This window comes from Bradyrhizobium sp. Crot121 (genome assembly GCF_059512385.1).
On the sequence record NZ_JCAMOR010000027.1, the window covers coordinates 18,196 to 35,464 of the forward strand.

The 17,269-nt window shown below is 63.3% G+C and carries 13 protein-coding genes; 7 read left to right on the forward strand and 6 right to left on the reverse strand.

Annotation, left to right across the window (positions count from 1 at the left end):
* Nucleotides 1-32 precede the first annotated feature (32 nt).
* The 5 genes from AC5ZGW_RS22965 to AC5ZGW_RS22985 are packed head-to-tail and all read right to left on the reverse strand — an operon-like array spanning nt 33 to nt 4,961.
* The gene (locus tag AC5ZGW_RS22965) at nt 33-1,730 is read right to left on the reverse strand and encodes a methyl-accepting chemotaxis protein (RefSeq protein ID WP_496113962.1); all 1,698 of its coding nucleotides are present in this window, start codon (nt 1,728-1,730) and stop codon (nt 33-35) included.
* Nucleotides 1,731-1,768: 38 nt separating this feature from the next.
* Complete coding sequence (locus AC5ZGW_RS22970; protein WP_130225919.1) at nt 1,769-2,239, reverse strand: chemotaxis protein CheW; 471 nt, start codon at nt 2,237-2,239, stop codon at nt 1,769-1,771.
* The gene (locus AC5ZGW_RS22975) at nt 2,240-4,282 is read right to left on the reverse strand and encodes a chemotaxis protein CheA (RefSeq protein WP_130225920.1); all 2,043 of its coding nucleotides are present in this window, start codon (nt 4,280-4,282) and stop codon (nt 2,240-2,242) included.
* Nucleotides 4,279-4,644: a response regulator gene (locus tag AC5ZGW_RS22980; protein ID WP_027580048.1), complete on the reverse strand. Its 366-nt coding sequence runs from the start codon at nt 4,642-4,644 to the stop codon at nt 4,279-4,281. The genes AC5ZGW_RS22975 and AC5ZGW_RS22980 overlap by 4 nt, the downstream gene beginning before the upstream one ends.
* Nucleotides 4,644-4,961, reverse strand: a complete 318-nt coding sequence (locus tag AC5ZGW_RS22985) for an STAS domain-containing protein (protein ID WP_028167213.1) — start codon at nt 4,959-4,961, stop codon at nt 4,644-4,646. Before AC5ZGW_RS22985 ends, AC5ZGW_RS22980 begins: the two co-directional genes overlap by 1 nt.
* Nucleotides 4,962-5,250: 289 nt before the next feature.
* Between AC5ZGW_RS22985 and AC5ZGW_RS22990 the strand changes: the two genes are divergently transcribed.
* A complete protein-coding gene (locus AC5ZGW_RS22990; RefSeq protein WP_130225921.1) occupies nt 5,251-6,333 on the forward strand; it encodes an HD domain-containing phosphohydrolase in 1,083 nt (360 codons plus the stop codon).
* 319 nt (nt 6,334-6,652) lie between these two features.
* On the forward strand, nt 6,653-6,913 hold the full coding sequence (locus AC5ZGW_RS22995) for a hypothetical protein (protein WP_130225922.1): 261 nt from the start codon (nt 6,653-6,655) through the stop codon (nt 6,911-6,913).
* 332 nt (nt 6,914-7,245) lie between these two features.
* On the opposite strand, the gene AC5ZGW_RS23000 is transcribed toward AC5ZGW_RS22995, so the two are convergent.
* Nucleotides 7,246-7,992 (reverse strand): hypothetical protein, encoded by a 747-nt coding sequence (locus tag AC5ZGW_RS23000; RefSeq protein WP_130225923.1) that lies wholly within the window; start codon nt 7,990-7,992, stop codon nt 7,246-7,248.
* Nucleotides 7,993-8,117: 125 nt separating this feature from the next.
* Between AC5ZGW_RS23000 and AC5ZGW_RS23005 the strand changes: the two genes are divergently transcribed.
* From AC5ZGW_RS23005 to AC5ZGW_RS23025, 5 genes are all read left to right on the forward strand, one after another.
* Nucleotides 8,118-9,302, forward strand: coding sequence for an efflux RND transporter periplasmic adaptor subunit (locus AC5ZGW_RS23005; protein WP_130225924.1), 1,185 nt, complete (start codon nt 8,118-8,120; stop codon nt 9,300-9,302).
* Nucleotides 9,299-12,412 carry an efflux RND transporter permease subunit gene (locus AC5ZGW_RS23010; protein WP_130225925.1) on the forward strand — a complete coding sequence of 1,038 codons (3,114 nt, stop codon included), beginning with the start codon at nt 9,299-9,301 and terminating at the stop codon, nt 12,410-12,412. Before AC5ZGW_RS23005 ends, AC5ZGW_RS23010 begins: the two co-directional genes overlap by 4 nt.
* A 129-nt stretch (nt 12,413-12,541) precedes the next feature.
* Complete coding sequence (locus AC5ZGW_RS23015) at nt 12,542-12,697, forward strand: hypothetical protein (protein ID WP_165435208.1); 156 nt, start codon at nt 12,542-12,544, stop codon at nt 12,695-12,697.
* A 243-nt stretch (nt 12,698-12,940) separates the two neighbouring features.
* Nucleotides 12,941-14,164 (forward strand): MdtA/MuxA family multidrug efflux RND transporter periplasmic adaptor subunit, encoded by a 1,224-nt coding sequence (locus tag AC5ZGW_RS23020; protein WP_245474709.1) that lies wholly within the window; start codon nt 12,941-12,943, stop codon nt 14,162-14,164.
* Nucleotides 14,161-17,268, forward strand: coding sequence for an MdtB/MuxB family multidrug efflux RND transporter permease subunit (locus AC5ZGW_RS23025; protein WP_130225927.1), 3,108 nt, complete (start codon nt 14,161-14,163; stop codon nt 17,266-17,268). The genes AC5ZGW_RS23020 and AC5ZGW_RS23025 overlap by 4 nt, the downstream gene beginning before the upstream one ends.
* The last annotated feature ends 1 nt before the right edge of the window (nt 17,269 follow it).

The window sequence follows — 17,269 nt, forward strand, 5'->3', positions numbered from 1 at the left end:
TCCAACCTGCCAGTCCACCAACGCTTCACTCCTCAGCGCTGAAAATCAGCGTCGCGGTCGTCCCCGTCTTCATCCAGCTCGAAAGCGAAGCCGCCGCCATTGGCAACCTTGAGGGCGCGACGGCCCTGCGGCTTCGCCCCGGCGGCCGGCGGCTTCCTGGCGCCGCGATCGGCGGCCGCCATTGTCGCAGCCTTCGCGCGCAGTTGGCTGACCGCCTTGTCGATCGGCGCGGCGGCGGCCTTGCGACCCTGGTCGATGCGGAAGAAGGCGATCGTCGACTGCAACTGCTCGGCCTGGGAGGCCAGCTCTTCCGAGGTCGAGGAAACCTGTTCGGATGCGCTGGCGTTCTGCTGGCCGACCTTGTCGAGCTGCTGGATCGCCTGGTTGATCTGCGCCAAACCGACATCCTGCTCGCGGCAGGCCGCCGTGATTTCCTGGACCAGGTCCGCGGTTTTCTTGATATCGGGCACGAGCTTGGCAAGCATGCTGCCCGCCTCTTGCGCGACCTTCACGCTCTCCGTTGACAGCGTGCCGATCTCGGCGGCGGCCGCCTGGCTGCGTTCGGCGAGCTTGCGCACTTCGGAGGCGACCACGGCAAAGCCCTTGCCATGCTCGCCGGCGCGCGCGGCCTCGACCGCGGCGTTCAGGGCCAACAGATCGGTCTGCCGCGCGATCTCCTGCACGATCGTGATCTTTTCGGCGATCGTCTGCATCGCTTCGACGGCGCGGCCGACTGCGGCGCCGCTGGCCTCGGCATCCTTGGCCGATTGCGCCGCGATCTTCTCGGTCTGGTTAGCGTTGTCGGCGTTCTGCTTCACATTGGAGGCCATCTCCTCCATCGAGGAGGAGGCTTCTTCAGCCGAGGACGCCTGCTCGGTCGCGCCCTGCGAGAGCTGCTCGGCACTGGCCGAAAGCTCCTGGCTGCCGGCCGAGACGTTCTGCGCCGCGGTCAGGGCTTCCGACACGATCTGCCGCAGTTTCTCGACCATCACGTTCAGCGACTTGACGAGATCTCCGATCTCGTCGTTGCTGGCATTGGGAATGGTCTTGCTGAGATCGCCATCGGCGACTGAGCCTGCAAGATCGACCGCACGTCCGAGCGAGCGGCTGATGCTGATCGAAATCCAGAGCGCCGCCGCGACCGCAACCGCGAGCGAGATACCAATCAGGGTCATCAACATCAGTTGCGCCTGGTGGCCCGCCTCCTTCGATTGGACAGCCTGCTCGGCCATCTGCCTCTTCGTATTCGCGACATAGGCGCCCATGGCCTCGAGCGCATCGGCGACGACCTTGCGTCCCTCATGCATCGAGCGCTCCGTGGCCTTGGCCTTGTCGGTCTTCGCCAGCTTGATGGTATCTTCCTGGAAGGCGTTCATCTTGGCGTAGGCGCCCGCAAACGTGTCGAGCAGCTTCCTGCCGGCCTCGCTCGCCAGTGCGTAGACCTCGTCCTTTATCTTGAGCGCCGCCTCGCGGGTCTTCGCTGCCTCCGCGGCAAACTGCTCGACGTCGGCTTCCGTCCCCAGAATCGCATTCTTCTCCGCTCGAAGCTGGAGCAGGATGTCCTTTTCGATCTGCGTCGCCTTCTCCATCCGCGTGGCGCGCAGCACCATGCTGTCGGCGGTCTCCATCATGTCGCCGAGCTTCATGTAGGCGACACCGCCCGCGACCGCGGACAGGACGATGATCAAACCGAACGCAACGGCCAGCTTGGCCTTGACCGTAAATCTCATGTGCAGCCCCCAACCTCAGTCTCGCCCCCGAGACGTCCTCAATTCAGGATACGTTCCATATTCGGTACGATGACGAACTCTTCACGCCACTTGGTGATGAAGCGGATGAACTCCGGCTTCCAATGCATGCCGACGCGCGGCGTCTGCTGCACGTCGGTCCGCGAGATCTCGGTGACCTCGTAGACCTTGTCGGCGGTGACGCCGACCAGGACCGGCTCGTTGTCGATGCCGACCTCGATCACGACGATCCGTGTCTCCGTGGAGGCTTCGGTCTGCGGCATCCCGAAACGGATGCGCAGGTCGGCCAGCGGAATGACATTGCCGCGCACATTGATCACGCTGGGCACGAACGAGCGCGAGCCGGCCACTTTCGTCGCGGGAACCGGATCGATGATCTCGCGCACCAGGCCGGCATCGAGCGCGAATTTCTCGTCGCCGAGCCCGATCATGACCACCTGCATCGAACCGTCCTCGACGGTCCCGGCGCCCTGCTGCGGATCTGTCGCCATCTATGCCGCCTCGCTCATCTGCTGCTTTTCCGCTCGCGACTGCGCCAGCGCGACGAGTTGCGCCACGTCGAGAATAAGCGCGGCGGTGCCGTCACCAAGGATGGTCGCGCCGGAAAAGATCGTGACGTCGGAATGCAATTTCGAAAGCGACTTGATGACGGTCTGATGATTCCCGATGATCTGGTCGGCAACCAGCCCGACGCGCGTCTCGCCGGTCGAGATGATGATCGTCTTCTGATGCAGTCCGGGTGATCCGGGCACATCGAGAATGTCGCGGAGCCGCAGGAAGGGCACGAGGTTGCCGCGCACGTTGAGGAAATTGCGGCCACGCGAACGCTCGTCGTCCGCCGTGAGCTCGACGCACTCCTCGACCGCCGGGAGCGGAATGATGTAGCGGCCCTCGCCGACCCGTATCAGCAATCCCTCGATGATCGCAAGCGTCAGCGGCAGGCGCAGCGTGACGCACGTTCCCGCGCCGGGTTTCGTCGACAGATCGATCGAGCCGCGCATGTTCTCGATGGTGCGCTTGACCACGTCCATGCCGACACCGCGGCCGGACAGCGCGGAGATGGTCTGGGCGGTCGAGAACCCCGGATGGAACAGGAATTGATGGATCTCATGATCCGACATCGCGGCACCGGGCGCGATCAGCCCCTGCTCTTCCGCCTTGGCGCGGATGCGCGCGGTGTTGAGCCCGCCGCCATTGTCCTTGACGGTGACGAGAACCTGTGCGCCGGAATGGATCGCATAGAGCTCGATCCGCCCCTTCTCGGTCTTGCCGGCCGCCGCGCGCGTCTCGGAATCCTCGATGCCGTGATCGATCGCATTGCGGATCAGGTGCACGAGCGGATCGGCGAGACATTCGATCATGGTCTTGTCGAGCTCGGTATCCTCGCCCGAGGTGACGAATTCGACCGGCTTGCCGAGGTCGCGGGACAGATCGTGGACCAATCTTCGGAAGCGTCCGAACAGCGAGCCGATCGGCACCATCCGCGCGCCCATCGTGGTGTCGCGCAGGCTTCCCGCCAGCCGCTCGATCTCCTCCGCGATCATCTTGATCGAGAGATCGGAGCCGGCTGCGGCCAACTGGCTGAGCCGCGCCTGGGCGATGACGAGCTCTCCGACCCGGTCCATCAACTCGTCGAGCCGTTCGGCCTGGACGCGGACCGTGGCGATGCCGCGCTCTTCCGCGCGCTTCGGCTCGTCGCGCTTCCGTTCCGGCGGCGTCGCCGGCTCCGCCGCAGCGGGGACCGAGGAAGCGGTCGGCGCCGGGGCCGGAACCGGAGGAGCCACCGGCTCGGCTTCCGCCATTGCGAACGTCGGCGCCGCGCGCTCGACCTGCGCCAGCGGCACCAGCGTCAGCTTCATCTCGTCCTGCACGAACATGAAGACGTCGTCGATAGCGTCCTTGTCGCAACCGCTATGCAGCGTGACGTCCCATTTCAGGTAGCAGTCCTCGGGCTCCAGCTCGTCCAATAGCGGCACGCCATCGGTGACCGGCACGACGAAGCAGGGACCGAGCTTGCAGAGATCATCCAGGAGGTCGAGCGGATTGGAGCCGTTGCGGAGAATATGTGACTCGAATTCGAGGCGCAGTTGCCAGCCCGCCGGTCGGCTCTCGCTTGCCGGCGGGGTGTCGATCTCAGACTCGACCGGCAGGACCTGCTCGACAGGTGAAACGAAACGCTTCAGATCATCCAGGATGGCGTCGCCGATGATCGAATCGGCGCTGTCAGGCGCTTCGATCAGGGCGCGGATGTAATCCTTTGCAGCCAGCGCGACCGCGATCAGCTCCTGGGTCGGCTTGATCTCTCCTTTGCGGACCAGCTCGAAGGCGGTCTCGAATTCGTGGGTGAACGCGGCGACCTTGTCGAAGCCGAACATCGCGCCGGAGCCCTTGATGGTATGCAGGGCGCGAAACGCCGAGTCGACCAGCTCGCGGTCATCGGGACGCAGGCCAAGATCAAGCAGGGCGCCTTCGAGCGTTTCGAAAAGCTCGCTCGCCTCCTGACGGAATATCTCCGTCGGGTCCATGCTGCTCATGACCGCACCAGCTTGTTGACCACCGCGAGCAATTGCTCAGGCTTGAAGGGCTTGGTGATCCATCCGGTGGCGCCGGCGCTCTTGGCTTCCTGCTTCACCGCGTCGTTGGACTCGGTGGTGAGGAAAACGATCGGCAGGCCGACCTGCGACGGCAGCTTGCGCAGGGCCCTTATCAGTTCGAGGCCGTTCATGACGGGCATGTTGAGGTCGGTGATCACGAGATCAAGCTTGCCTGCCTGCGCCTTCGCCAGGCCCTGCGCGCCGTCGCCCGCCTCGATCACGTTGTGACCGGCCGGCTCGAGCACGACCTTGATCATCTGGCGGATGCTGGGGGAATCATCGACCGTCAGGACCGTAGCCATCACGCGCCATCCTTGTTGTGAAAATGTTGGTCGATCATCGCATCGCTGGAGAAGCCTGCGCGGCGAAGGGTATTGCGGAGGCTTTGCGAGAATGCAGTCAGGACGACCGGGCGGCCCTGCGCCTTGCCGGTCTCCGCGGTGGAAAGCAAAAGCTGGATCGAGGTGACGTCGGCCTTGTCGACAGCGGAGCAGTCGATCTCGAGCCGATCATTGCGGCTGAAGGCCTCGCGGATCGTGTCGTAGACTTGGCGGATCGACGCGATGCTGCAGTCCGGTGGCAACTGCAGCCACCGTTTGGACTCTGTCACGTCAGCCATTCACCGCCCCCGCATTCCCAGAGATTCGCTTTAGCCGGAATGCGAATCTCTTTCGGCCGAAGTATCGGCAGAGATGGTGATTAAGATGTTAATCAACCGCGATTCCATGCAAGATGACCGTAGGATTACGGTGCGCGGGATTCGACGGGTAGCCTGGTAGGATTCGCGCCTGCATTCACGCGCATCGAAAAAGCCATGCAATCGGCGATTGTCAGGCTTAGGTCGACGTTAAGAGCCTGCACAGTAGCTCTTGGTCTCGTACAACCGACCGTGCGTACCAGGACGTCAGATGCTTACACAAGCGCTTCTCGTTGACGACAGTCGTTCTGTCCTCGACTTCCTCACGCGGCTCCTGGAAGCCGACGGTACCGTGCAGGTCACGGCGTACACCTGTCCGCTGCAGGCGATGATATCGGCGATGCAACGCCAATATGACATCGTCCTCGTTGACTATGAGATGCCGAGAATGGACGGCGTCACATTCATCCGCGAACTCCGTGCGATCGAGAACTTCGGCAATATTCCGATCGTGATGATCACCTCGGTACAGACGGACGACGTGCGCATGCAGGCGCTCGAGGCCGGCGCCACCGATTTCCTGCCGAAACATCCGCAAACTCTGGAGACCAGGGTCCGGCTGAGAAATCTCATCCGGCTCGGCATTGCCGTTCGGCAACTGAACGACCGCGCAGCCGATCTCGTCCGGGAAGTTGCCAGCGCCACGAAGAAGCTGCAGGAGCGCGAGGAGGAGATCATCCTTCGTCTGGCGCTCGCCGTCGAATATCGCGATAACGATACCGGCGAGCACACGCTTCGGGTAGCGAAATACAGCCGCATCATCGCCGAAGAACTCGGCCTGCCGCCGCGGCTCATCCGCGATATCTATCTTGCGGCCCCCCTGCACGACGTCGGCAAGGTCGCGATACCCGACAGCATTCTGCTCAAGCCCGGCCGGCTGAATGCGGAGGAGATCGCGATCATACGCACCCACGCCGTGATCGGCGGACGCATTCTCGCCGACAGCCATTGTGAACTGATCCAGCTTGGAGCCGAGATCGCTGCAGCTCATCACGAACGCTGGGACGGCAGCGGCTATCCCAACGGGCTCAGGGAAACCGACATTCCGATCGCGGCCCGCGTCGTCGCCGTCGCCGACGTCTTCGATGCGCTCACAATGAAGCGTCCCTACAAGGATCCAATGCCGCTTGCGGAGGCGCGTCGTTACCTCGAAGACAACAAGGCGCGCCAATTCGATCCTGCCTGCGTCGAGGCCTTCCTGTCACGCTGGAACGAAGTCGTGACGATCGCCACCGGGCAACATGCGATAGCACCGTGGCAGGCCGAAATGCGCACGCTTTCGACGGCCGTCTAGCTTCAACTGAAACCAAGCTGCTGGCGCGGGATGATTTTTCCTCGAAGCATCATCGCGCTCTATCTTCTTGTTTGAGCATGATCTTTTCGGAGAACCTGTATCCCGCTTTGCGCTAACGCGGCCCTCCGGGTCCGGATCATGCTCTGAGTTGTGTAACGTCGTTGTGAGCGGGCAGCTCCCGCCTGCAACCTGCGCACGAATGCGCTCACGCGGCATTGAGAGAACGTGAGAAGACGCGCTCTTTAAACAGGGTGTCGCGATCCGCACTTCGAAAGGGGAGCCACGCTCCATTGGCTCCGCTTCCTGATGGAGAATACCCATGTCTGCAATCAAGCTCTTGTCGATCGCGCTGGTCGCTGCGGCGACGCTTGCAACTCCCGCGATGGCTCGCGAACACACGCGCCACGCTCTGCGTGCTAATGCCGCTGCCGTTGCGGCGCCGGAGCAGGTCTATGTCGGCGGACCGGGCTGCGTTCCCGCCCCGCGGGTAGGCGCGTTTGCCTCGCAGCCCTGGACCGACGGCAACGTTCCCTGTGAACCCGGCACCGGCTATGGCTATTACGGCTACGGCTATTACTGATCCGGTCGCTTCGGACCACCGTTGAACGAGTGTCCTGTCAGTCGAGCTGACGGTCGAAACTGAAGAGGCCGGACCGCTTGTGCGGTCCCGGCCGCTTTTTTTATTGGTAGTATCGTAGATTCAAATCCCGCTGTCCGGCGCATGCGCGCATCAGTGGATTAGCGCTGCGCTATTGCTGCGCTCCGCGCAGCGCTGCGCAAAGAAAATCCCAAGCGATATCTCACTGCATTCCTAAAGACGAATTTAGTGGATGCGCCGCCGAACGCGCCTACGTTCAAGCCGTCGGAGAATCCGGTCGGCTCGGTCGGCTGGCGCATTCGATGCGGGGCGCTTCATTCACGGAGAGGAAGTGTCATGATGAGACGATTGACAGCGATCCTGGCAACGACCCTGCTTGCAGGATTGTTCACAGCGAATGCCGCTGTCGCGCAAGTGACGGGCATGGCGACGCCGACTCCGACGCTTGACGCAACCTCTCCGCTCGGCAGCGCGGGCTCGCCGGTCTCGCCAACGGGAATTCCGCTGGGCGCAACCGAGCTCTCGTCCGCGGGAGTCAGTCCGCTCGCGGCTCCCGCGACGGGCACGATTGCAATTCCAAGCGGCGGCACGGTCTGTTCGACAGTTGGAACAGCGCCGACCCAGATGTTCGGATCGACCGCCACCTTCGACGGCGCCGGAATGGCGGTCGGATCGACCGCGCCTGCAACCGCGGCCATGGCGGGCAATACCGCCGCGACACCGGGCCTATCGCCATTGATTTCACCGACATCGGGCGTATCGACGACGTCAGGCACGCTGGAAAGCTCGGGCATGGCGACAGCATCCGGCATCATCGACACATCGGGAACGTCGGGGATGTGCGGCTCAGGCTCGACGAGCGTCATTGCATCATCGACACCGTCGTCGACCTCACCCACGACAATGGGCGGTGTCAATCGAACCGGAATTCCCCTCGACTCGACCGAGATCGGCAACCTCGGCGTCAGCTCGGCGGCGCCGGTGCCGACGCCCGGCGTATCGCTCCTTCCAGGCGTCGTTGGACCGGTTGCGGCCCTCCCGACCGTGCCGACGGTTCTCACTCCCGCTCCAACCGCCTCCACCTCCACGATGGCGGGCAGTGCCTGCTCAATCCTCACTGCGGGCAGTGTCACGTCATCGGCAGCTATTCCGGGTTGCTAACAAATCTCTCAGCGAAGCCCAGACCATGAAAAAGAAGATCGTTGTCGGTGCCGTCATGCTGACCGCCGCAGTGGCGACCGGCGCTCTGCTCTACGCTATGCATGACTTCCCGTTCGAGACGGCCGCCGCAGCGCCGGCCCGGCCGTCCCCGGTGCCGATCGTCGCCGGAACGGTCAGCCAGCACGACGTGCCGATCTATCTGACCGGCGTCGGCACCGTGATCGCCTACAACACCGACGTGGTGCGCGCCCAGATCCAGGGGCAGATCTTCACCATCAACTTCACCGAAGGCCAGCATGTGCATGCCGGCGACCTGCTGGCGCAGATCGATCCGCGCCCCTATCAGGCGCTAATCGATCAGTACACCGGAGCACTGGAACGCGATCAGGCACAGCTCGCCAACGCCAATGCCAACCTCGTCCGTTACACCCAGTTGGGGGCCAAAGGCTGGGCGACACCGCAACTGATCGAAACCCAGAAGGCGCAAGTCGGGCAGTTGGACGGCGCGATCACAACCGACAAGGCGCTGATCGAGGCCGCGAAGGTGCAGCTCAGCTTCACGCGCCTGACCTCACCGATCGACGGCGTGGTCGGGATCCGCCAGATCGACGTCGGCAACATCATCAGCCCGTCGAGCACGAACGGTCTCTGCGTGGTGACCCAGCTCGATCCGATTTCGCTGATCTTCACGCTTCCGGAGACGGTCCTGCCGCAAATCCAGAAGCAGCAGCAGATCACCAAGGCGCCGCTCACCGTCCTCGCCTATAACCAGGACGACACGATCGAGCTCGGCCAGGGCCAGCTTGGCCTCGTCAACAACGAGATTCTGCAGACCACGGGCTCGATTCAGCTCAAGGCCAATTTCTCCAACAAGGAGAACAAGCTCTGGCCGGGCGAGCTGGTCAACGCGCGATTGCTGCTCGACACGAGACACAACGGTCTCACTGTGCCTGCGGCGGTGATCCAGCAAGGTCCGAACGGAGCCTATGCGTGGGTCGTCAATCCCGACAACACCGTTGCGATCCGCCAGGTCAAGGTGGCGCAAATCAGCGACGGACAGGCGCTGATCGATTCCGGACTCTCGGCAAATGAGCGGGTGGTGGTCGACGGCCAATACAAGCTGCAGCCGGGCACACATGTGATCGCGCTCCATGGCAAGGCGGCCGAGGAAGCCGCCGCGCAGGACGCAATGCAGACGCCAATCCCATGAATATTTCCGCACCGTTCATCCGACGGCCGATCGCGACCGCCCTGCTCATGGTGGGCTTGTTCGTAGCTGGGCTGGTCGCCTATCCGCTGATGCCGGTGGCGGCGCTGCCGAACGTCAACTATCCCACGCTGACGGTGACCGCGCAGTTGCCGGGCGCCGATCCGCAGACCATGGCGTCCTCGGTGGCATCGCCGCTCGAGCTGCAGTTCGGCGAAATCCCGGGCCTCACCCAGATGACGTCGGCGAGTGCGCTCGGCTACACCCAGATCACGCTGCAGTTCGATCTCAGCCGCCAGATCGACGGTGCGGTGAGCGACACGCTGTCGGCCATCAACGCCGCTTCCCCTTATCTGCCGACAGGCCTGCCGTATCCGCCGACGATCCGCAAGGTCAACCCGGCCGACACGCCGATCCTGGTGCTCGGCATCACCTCGGACAGTCTGCCGCTGACCACGGTGGACGCCTATTCCGAGAACATCCTGCTGCAGAAGATCTCGCAGATCTCCGGCGTCGGTCTCGTCGGCGTCGGCGGCCAGCAGAAGCCCTCCGTCCGCATCCAGGTCGACCCGGAGGCATTGGCCGCCCGCGGCATCAATCTGGAGGATCTGCGGACAGTGCTGGGCCAGGCCAATGTCGATCTGGCGAAGGGCACGCTCAACAGCCCGCGCCAGACCTACACGCTCAACACCAATGATCAACTGTTCAAGCCCGACCAATATGCCGATCTCGTCGTCGCCTATCGCAATGGATCTCCGGTCCGCATCCGTGACATCGGACGCGCGATCAGCGCGCCGGAAAACGACCTGATCGCCGGCTGGTACAACAATCAGAGGGCGATCCTCCTGGCGATCCAGCGCCAGCCCGGCGCCAATGTCATCGATACGGTCGCGCGCATCAAGGCGATGATGCCGGTGCTGCAGGCCTCGATTCCCGCCGGCATCAAGATCAACGTCATTTCCGACCGCACCGATACCATCCGCGCATCGATCGCCGACGTGCAGTTCACGCTGCTGTTGACGATCGGGCTCGTCGTCATGGTGATCTTCATCTTCCTGCGCAGCTTCTGGGCGACCATCATCCCGGCGGTCACCGTGCCGCTGTCGCTGGTCGGAACTTTCGCGATCCTCTACGAGATGGGCTATAGCCTCGACAATCTGTCGCTGATGGCGCTGTCGATTGCGGTCGGCTTCGTGGTCGACGACGCCGTCGTCGAGATCGAGAATATCACGCGTCACATCGAGGAGGGGCTCTCGCCCTATGACGCGGCGATGAAGGGATCCGGCGAGATCGGCTTCACCGTCATGGCGATCACGTTCTCGCTCATCGCCGTCTTCATCCCCCTGTTCCTGATGAGCGGCTATGTCGGGCTGCTGTTCCGCGAATTCGCGATGACGGTGAGCGTGGCGCTGGTTCTGTCGCTGGTGATCTCGCGCACGCTGACGCCGATGATGTGCGCCTACCTGCTCAAGCCCGAAAGCAACTCGCACGGCCGGCTCTATCGATTGTCCGAACGCGGATTCGACGCGCTGCTCAACCTCTATGAGGTCGGCCTCAGGATCGTGCTGCGTCATCGCTTCATCACGCTGATGGTGATGCTCGGCACCATCGTGCTGACCGGTTATCTCTACGTCGTCATTCCCAAGGGCTTCTTCCCGGAGCAGGACACCGGGCTGATCCTCGGTCAGTCGGAAGCGTCGCAGGATATCTCCTTCAAGGCGATGGCCCAGCGCCAGCAAGCCCTGCTCGACGTCATCATGCGCGATCCCGCCGTCGCTTCCGTCGGGGCCGCGGTGGGCGCCGGTGGCGGCGTCTACACGGTCAATGACGGGCGCGTCTACATCCAGCTCAAGCCAGCCGACCGGCGCGATCCGATCGACAAGGTGATCGCGCGATTGCGGACCAATCTCGCCAAGATCCAGGGCGTCACGCTGTACATGCAGCCCGCCCAGGACATCACGATCGGAGCCCGGCTGAACAAGACGCAATTCCAGTACACGATGAACGATGCCGATCCGGGCGAGCTCACCCGTTGGGCGGGCCTGTTCCTCGACAAGATCAGAACGATCCCCTCGATCACCGATGTTACCACCGACCAGCTCAATGCCGGGCCGCTGCTCGACATCACCATCAAGCGCGAAGTCGCCTCGAGCTACGGCATCCTGCCCTTCACCATCGATAACACGCTGGACGATGCGTTCGGGCAGCGCATCGTCTCGACGATCTACACCACGCTGCAGCAGTACCATGTCGTCATGGAGGTCAATCCGAAGTTCCAGTACTCGCCCGATGCGCTCAACGGCATCTATGTGAAATCTTCGAGCGGGCAGCAGGTGCCGTTGTCGACGCTGGTCGATTCGGTCGTGAAGGTCTCGCCGCTCGTCGTCAATCACCAGGGGCAGTTCCCGTCGGTGACGATCTCGTTCAACCTTGCGCCGGGTGCCGCCATCGGCCAGGCCGTGAGCACCATTGATGCAGTGAAGAAGGAGCTGAATCCACCGCTCTCGCTGCAGACCAGCTTCCAGGGCAACGCCCAGGCCTTCGGCGCCTCGCTGTCGAGCACGCCGATCCTGATCCTCGCCTCGCTGTTCGTGATCTACCTGATCCTCGGCATCCTCTATGAGAGCACGATCCATCCGATCACCATCATCTCGACCCTGCCGTCGGCCGGCGTCGGTGCGCTGCTGTTGCTGATGGCGGCCCATTTCGATCTGACCGTGATCGCGATTGTCGGCCTCATCCTGCTGATCGGCATCGTCAAGAAGAACGGCATCATGCTGGTCGACTTCGCGATCCACGCCGAACACAATGAAGGACTCAGCACGGAAGAGGCGATCTACCAGGCCTGCATCAAGCGGTTCAGGCCGATCCTGATGACCACGATGGCGGCAATGCTCGGCGCCGTGCCGATGATGGTGGGCACCGGCGCGGGCTCGGAGATCAGGCAGCCGCTCGGCTATGCCATTGTCGGCGGCCTCGCGGTGTCGCAGATCCTCACGCTGTACACGACGCCGGTGGTCTATCTCTATCTCGACCGGCTGCAGATCTGGCTGTTCGGCGAGAAGGAGGCGGCAACCTCCCCCGTCCAGCCCCAGGCAATGCCGGCCGAATGAGACGGCGCCGGCCGCCACTATGCAGATTGCGTCGCTTCATACAGATCGCTCACTCCCGACTTTGTGAATTCGGCATCGTGCACCGCGCACCTACATAAGAGTTTGAAACCATGAGTTGCGGAGTTGAGTATGCCGAGCAGGGAATATTCGAGCCCAGCGCAGACCTTGCGCCGGGTCGCGGAAAGCGTGAGCGACCAGGCAGTCGCCGATCGTCTCAAGGTTCTTGCCGAGAGCTATGAGCGGCGGGCCGAAATGGCTTCGCAGGCCGATCTGGCCAAGAATTAGGCTGAAGTCGCCGATTGCCGCCGAACGCGCGGAACCATCAGCCTTTGTTGAGCCTCCCTACCGAATGTTAATGGGCTTTCCGGCCCTTAATCGTTCAATATGTCGACCTGGAATGTTGCAGGAACCGGGCTGCGGCGACATGCGCCCCACGCGGGTTCGTTCATGCGCTTTCGCAGGTGACCCATGGATCAGCAGCTAAGGAAGTCGACGGACCCCCCTTCGATTGCGCCTGGGAAAAAAGTCGTGCGCCCGGCTCGCGGGCGCATTGGGTTCGCGATCGCCGTTATTCTCCTGCTGGCTGCCGGCATCGTCTGGTGGACGAAGCCCGCAGGCACGCCACAGGAAACAGCCGGCAAGCGAACCGCCCTGCCGATGTCTGTTGTCGCCGAGACTGTCGGCAAGGGCGATATCGGGATCAACCTCAATGGGCTCGGCACCGTCTCTTCACTCGCCACCGTCACGATCAGAAGCCAGATCAGCGGATATTTGACCCGCATCGCGTTCAAGGAAGGCGATGAAGTCAAGAAGGGTGATTTGATCGCGGAGATCGACTCCCGCCCCTTTGAAGCGGCGCTAGCCCAGGCCAAGGGACAGCTTGCGCGCGACCAAGCCATGCTGAAGGGCGCCCAGGTCGATCTTGCCCGCTACCAGGGCCTGGCGAAGCAGAACGCCGTGCCGCACCAGCAACTCGACACGCAAATAGCCCTGGTCGCGCAGAACGAAGGCACGGTTGAAGCGGACCGCGCCTCGGTGCAGGCCGCCGAAGTGAACCTGCGCTATTGCCACATCCTGTCGCCGCTGGATGGGCGCGTCGGATTGCGGCAGGTCGATCAGGGCAACTACGTCACCCCTGGTGATGCCACCGGCATCGTGGTGATCACGCAACTGCAGCCGATCAGCGTCCTGTTCACACTCCCGGAGGACCAGCTTCAGGCGATCGCCACGCGGCTCCGCGAGGGAGCGGTGCTGCCGGCCGCGGCCTACGATCGCAGCGGCACCAACAAGCTCGCCAGCGGGGCGCTGCAGACCTTCGACAGCCAGATCGATCCGACCACCGGCACGATCAAGCTGCGCGCGCAATTCTCGAACGAAGCGCGGACGCTGTATCCCAATCAGTTCGTCAACGTGCGTCTCCTGCTGGACACCCATAAGGACGTGACGACGGTGTCGACGGCCGGCATCCAGCGCGGCACGCCCGGCACCTTCGTCTATCTCGTCAACGGCGACAGCACGGTCTCGGTGCGCCCGGTCAAGCTTGGCGTCACTGAAGGAGACCGGGTCGAGGTTCAGTCCGGACTTTCCCCCGGCGACCGCATCGTGATCGATGGCGCCGACAAGCTGCGGGAAGGCGCCAGGATCGTCATTCGACCTCCGACGGGGGCGGGCGAGTCGGCCGCTGCGGCCAAGCCGCCGGATTCGAAAGCGGTGGACGGCAAGGGGCGGCGCTCCGGGGGTGGACACGAATGAACCCCTCGCGGCCATTCATCCACAGACCGGTGGCGACAACGCTCTTGATGATCGCCATCATGCTGTCGGGAATGCTGGCATTCCGCTTCCTGCCCGTCGCCGCCCTGCCCGAGGTCGATTACCCGACGATCCAGGTCCAGACCTTTTATCCCGGCGCCAGTCCTGACGTGATGACGTCGTCCGTCACGGCGCCGCTGGAGGTGCAGTTCGGCCAGATGCCGAACCTGAGCCAGATGAGTTCAGTCAGCTCGGCCGGCGCCTCGGTCATCACGCTGCAGTTCGGATTGACGATCTCGCTCGATGTCGCCGAGCAGGAGGTGCAGGCCGCGATCAATGCCGCCGGCAATCTGCTGCCATCAGATCTTCCGGCGCCGCCGATCTATGCCAAGGTCAATCCGGCCGACGCTCCGATCCTGACCCTTGGCCTGACGTCGAAGACCATGCCGCTGACGCAGGTCCAGGATTTCGTCTACACCCGGCTGGCGCAGAAGATCTCGCAGTTTCCGGGAGTAGGCCTCGTCAGCATCAGCGGCGGCCAGCGGCCGGCGGTCCGCGTCCGCGCCGACATCCGCAAGCTTGCCGCCTATGGCCTCAATATCGACGACCTGCGCACCACCCTCGGCAATGCCAATGTCAACACGCCCAAGGGCAATTTTGACGGCGCGATGCGCTCCTACACCATCAACGCCAACGACCAGATCCGCGGTGCCGGTGGCTACAAATCCCTGATCGTGGCCTACAAGAACGGCTCTCCGGTCCGTCTCAGCGACATCGGCGACGTCATCGACGGCGCCGAGAACGACAAGCTCGGCGCCTGGATGAATACGACGCCGGCGATCATCCTCAACATCCAGCGCCAGCCCGGGGCCAACGTCATCTCGGTGGTCGAAGGGATCAAGGCGGTGTTGCCGCAGTTGCAGGCGGCGTTGCCTGCCGCCATCGACCTGAACATCCTGACCGACCGCACCGTGACCATCCGCGCCTCGGTCAGGGACGTGGAATACGAGCTCTCGCTCGCAGTCGTGCTGGTCGTGCTGGTGATCTTCGTATTCCTGCGCAGTCCGCGCGCGACGCTGATCCCAAGCCTCTCCGTGCCGCTCTCGCTGGTCGGCACCCTGGGGGCGATGTATCTGTTCGGCTTCAGCCTCAACAACCTCTCCCTGATGGCGCTCACGATCGCCACCGGCTTTGTGGTCGATGACGCGATCGTCGTCATCGAGAACATCTCCCGCTACATCGAGGACGGAGAAACTCCGCTAGCGGCCGCGCTCCGCGGTTCCGAGCAGATCGGCTTCACGATCATCTCGCTGACGGTGTCGCTGATCGCGGTGCTGATTCCGCTGCTGTTCATGGGTGACGTGGTCGGCCGCCTGTTCCGCGAGTTCGCCATCACGCTGTCGGTCACCATCCTGATATCCGCCGTGGTGTCCTTGACGCTGGTTCCGATGGCCTGCGCCAAGCTGCTCAAGGCGGAAGGCGAGGCGCATGAGAACGTGCTCCAGCGCCTGAGCCGCGAAGGCTTCGATCATGTCATCGCGATCTATGCCCGGATGCTGAACTGGGTGCTGGACCGCCAGACCCTGGTGCTGCTGGTGGCGCTCGCCACCTTCGGCTTGACCGCTCTGCTCTATGTCGCGATCCCCAAGGGGTTCTTCCCGCTGCAGGACACCGGCGTCATCCAGGCGATTTCGGAGGCGCCGCAATCGGTTTCATACGCCGCGATGGCGGAGCGGCAGCAGCAACTGGCCGACGTCATCCTCCGGGATCCCGACGTCGAGAGCCTTTCCTCCTTCATCGGCGTCGACGGCACCAACACCACGCTCAACAGCGGTCGCATCCTGATCAACCTGAAGCCGCACGATCAGCGAAAATCCGATATCGCGAGCGTCATGCGCCGTCTCAAGGACAGCACGGCATCGCTGATCGGCGTCGCGCTCTACATGCAGCCGGTGCAGGATTTGACCATCGAAGGCACCGTCAGCAAGGCGCAATATCAGTTCATCCTGCAGGACGCCGACCCGGCCCAGCTCGCCGAATGGGCCCCGAAGCTCGTCGACAGATTGCGGCAGCTTCCCGCGTTCACCGACGTCTCGACCGATATGTCCGCCAAGGGACTTGCGGTCTTCGTCGACATCGACCGCGAGCAGGCGGCGCGGTTCGGGATCACGCCCGCGACCGTCGACAATGCGCTCTACGACTCCTTCGGCCAGCGCATCGTCTCGACGGTGTTCACCAACTCAAACCAGTACCGGGTGATCCTGGAAGCCGATCCGACGCTGCAGACCTCCCTCCAATCGCTGTCGTCGATCTACCTGCCCTCCTCGGTCGGAGGCGCGCCGGTGCCGTTGCCGGTGCTGGCCAAGATGCACGAGGACATCGCGCCGTTGCAGGTTTCGCATCTCGGCCAGTTCCCCTCGGCCACCATATCGTTCAACCTGGCGCCCGACGCGTCGCTGGGAGAGGCGGTCGCCGCCGTCAAGCAGGCGCAGATCGACATCGGTCAGCCGCTCGGCATCATCACGAGTTTCCAGGGCGCAGCGCTCGCCTTTCAAGCCTCGCTCTCGAACCAACTGTTCCTGATCCTGGCCGCGATCGTCACGGTCTATATCGTGCTGGGCGTGCTCTATGAGAGCTTCATCCACCCGCTCACGATTCTCTCGACCCTGCCTTCGGCCGGGATCGGCGCATTGCTCGCGCTGATGATGGCGGGGCAGGACCTCACGATCGTCGCGATCATCGGCATCATTCTATTGATCGGCATCGTCAAGAAGAACGCGATCATGATGATCGACTTCGCGCTCGATGCCGAACGCAACGAAGGCCGGTCGCCGCGCGAGGCGATCTACCAGGCGTGCCTGCTGCGGTTCCGGCCGATCATCATGACGACCATGGCCGCAGTGCTCGGCGCGCTGCCGCTGATGCTCGGAACCGGTGCCGGATCGGAGCTGCGGCACCCGCTCGGCATTTCCATCGTCGGCGGCCTTCTGGTCAGCCAGTTGCTCACCTTGTTCACGACGCCGGTGATCTATCTGTGGTTCGACCGGCTCGCCGTACGGCTTGCCGGAGGACCCGGCGGTGCCCGCGAAACACGCGGAGCCCACTGAG